The sequence below is a fragment of the Flavihumibacter sp. CACIAM 22H1 genome (genome assembly GCF_001601815.1).
Lineage (GTDB): Bacteria > Bacteroidota > Bacteroidia > Chitinophagales > Chitinophagaceae > Flavihumibacter.
In genome coordinates this window covers 17,615-20,289 of sequence record NZ_LUKG01000020.1, presented here as the reverse complement: position 1 = coordinate 20,289, position 2,675 = coordinate 17,615, and the positions used below count along the sequence as shown (strand labels likewise).

Sequence of the window (2,675 nt, the reverse complement as noted above, 5' to 3'; positions counted from 1 at the left end):
ATGACCATCCCGACGCTCATTGTCCGTATTGATGGAGTTCACATCTACCGTAAAAGCAATCTTGGCATCGGAAAAATCATCCTTGGAATTCTCTACCGTACCATCCCACATTTTAAAAGTGCCTTCCGCTTCCGATACCACCATATGGTTTACAGAAAAGCGAACACTTGAATGTGATTTGTCGAGTTTCCATTTGGTCTGAGCAGCAGCAGACATTCCCAGGCTCATCGTAGCCGCCAGTATCAGCAGGTTCCATTTTTGCATATAAAGTGGTTTTATTGGTTAAACACTAAGGTACAGCTTTCAGCAATTTCCATTCATTGTTCCCACATTATCCATTAATTTCCAATTTAAATCGTTACAGCACATGACACACTGGAGAAAATCCGGGCTGGGCATTCTTTTGCTGGCCGGAACTGCTTTTGTAGCCACGGCGCAGAAAAAAACAGCTCGAAAAACTACACCACCACCAAGCTCTCCCTCCCTCTCACTCGATCAGTTTAAAAACTGGAAACCCCGGAATATTGGTCCGGCAGGAATGAGTGGACGAATTACCGCCATTGACGCGGTTGTAGACGACCCCAATATTATTTACCTGGGCTCCGCTTCCGGGGGTGTTTGGAAAACAATTAACGGGGGGCATGAATGGAAACCCGTTTTTGACGAACAACCCATCCTTAATATAGGATCGGTGGCTGTTCAGCAATCAAACCCCCAGGTGGTTTGGGTAGGTACCGGTGAAGGCAACCCGCGCAATTCCATCAATATCGGTGAAGGCATCTATAAATCGATCGATGGCGGAAAATCATGGAACCGCATGGGACTGGAAAAAACAAGAAATATTCACCGGGTATTAATTGACCCCTCCCAGCCCTCTACGGTATATGCGGGGGTAATCGGCAATCCATATGCTTTTCATGCCGACCGCGGAGTGTTTAAAACCACCGATGAGGGACAGCATTGGGAAAAAATTCTTTATACCAACGATAGTTCGGGTATTGCCGATATGATTATGGACCCCACCAACCCGAATAAACTTTTTGCCGCTATGTGGCAGCATTACCGTACTCCCTGGAGCTTTAACAGCGGGGGCCCGGGAAGTGGCTTGTACATGACCCTTGACGGAGGTAAAAACTGGAAAAAGCTCGGCAAGGAAAATGGCTTGCCGGAAGGGGATTATGGAAGAATCGGTTTGGCCATTGCACGTAATAACCCCAACGTGGTTTATGCCCTGGTGGAAGCTACCAAAAATGGCTTGTATAAATCCGAGGATGGAGGTTACAATTGGAAGCTGGTCAATAGCAACCCCGCCTGGGTCACCAACCGACCCTTTTATTTCCAGGAAATTGCCGTGGACCCGCTGAACGAAAACAGGGTATGGCTGATTTACCAGATGATTGCAAAAAGCGAAGACGGGGGAAAAGATTTTGAAGTAGTGATTCCCTACAATGGAATCCACCCCGACCATCATGCATTCTGGATACATCCGAAAGACAATAAATTTATTATAGATGGCAACGACGGAGGTATCGGTATAACCCGCGATATGGGAAAAAACTGGGTCTTTGATGAAAAACTGCCGGTCGGACAATTTTATCATATCAATGTTGATAACGAACAACCGTATAATGTTATGGGCGGAATGCAGGACAATGGATCCTGGCGCGGACCAGCCTATACATGGATGAGCGCCGGCATAAAAAACTACTATTGGGAAAACCTATGGGGGGGCGATGGCTTTGACGTTATGCCCGATGCGGAAGATGCTAACTGGGTTTACGCCATGAGCCAACAGGGAAATGTGGGCAGGTATAATGTAAAAACCGGTGAGTCCTGGACCATCAAACCCGCCAATCCAAATCTCCAGACCATCCTGCGATTTAACTGGAATGCAGGAATGGCACAGGATCCTTTTGATAAAAAGACCATCTATTTCGGCAGCCAATACCTCCATAAAAGCACTGATAAAGGGATCAGCTGGCAACTGATTTCGGGCGATCTTACCACCAATGACTCCAGTAAAATTGACCAGAACAAAAACGGCGGACTCAGCCTGGATATTACCGGCGCCGAAAACCATTGTACCATTCTTTCCATTGCGCCTTCTGTAAAACAACAGGGAGTGATCTGGGTTGGTACAGACGACGGCAATGTACAGTTAACCCGTGATGGAGGAAAAACCTGGACCAATTTCCGGGGAAAAATTCCCGGAATGCCGGTAGGCGCCTGGGTTCAGCAGATTCAACCCTCCCGCCACAATGCGGCGGAGGCATTGGTAGTAGTGAATGATTACAGGCGTTTTGGTGCCTATGTTTTTAGAACCCTTGATTTTGGAAAAACCTGGACCCGTTTAGTCGATGATAAAAAACTAACCGGCTACGCGCTTTCCGTGGTGCAGGACCCTACCGAACCTAATTTAATCTTTGTAGGTACAGAACAAGGGCTTTGGGTAAGCCTTGATAATGGAGAAAACTTCCAGCAATGGAAAAATGGGTATCCGTCCGTATCAACCTATGATATGGTCATCCAGGAACGGGAAGCAGACCTGGTAATTGCAACCTTTGGCCGGTCTATTTGGGTATTGGATGATATTCGTCCACTTCGATTGCTGGCAGCCAATAAAGGACAAACCCCCTCCGCCGCGCTGACGGTTTTCCCTGCACCCACTGGCGTGC

2 protein-coding genes are annotated in these 2,675 nt (G+C 47.4%); one reads left to right on the top strand and one right to left on the bottom strand.

All coding sequences use genetic code 11. The annotated features are described in order from the left end of the window. Positions 1–264, bottom strand: a 264-nt coding sequence (locus tag A1D16_RS07820) for a YceI family protein (RefSeq protein ID WP_290708803.1), incomplete at its 3' end; no start/stop codon positions are given. 103 nt (positions 265–367) lie between these two features. Between A1D16_RS07820 and A1D16_RS07815 the strand changes: the two genes are divergently transcribed. Continuing rightward, a partial coding sequence (locus A1D16_RS07815) for a sialidase family protein (protein WP_290708802.1) occupies positions 368–2,675 on the top strand: 2,308 nt, incomplete at its 3' end.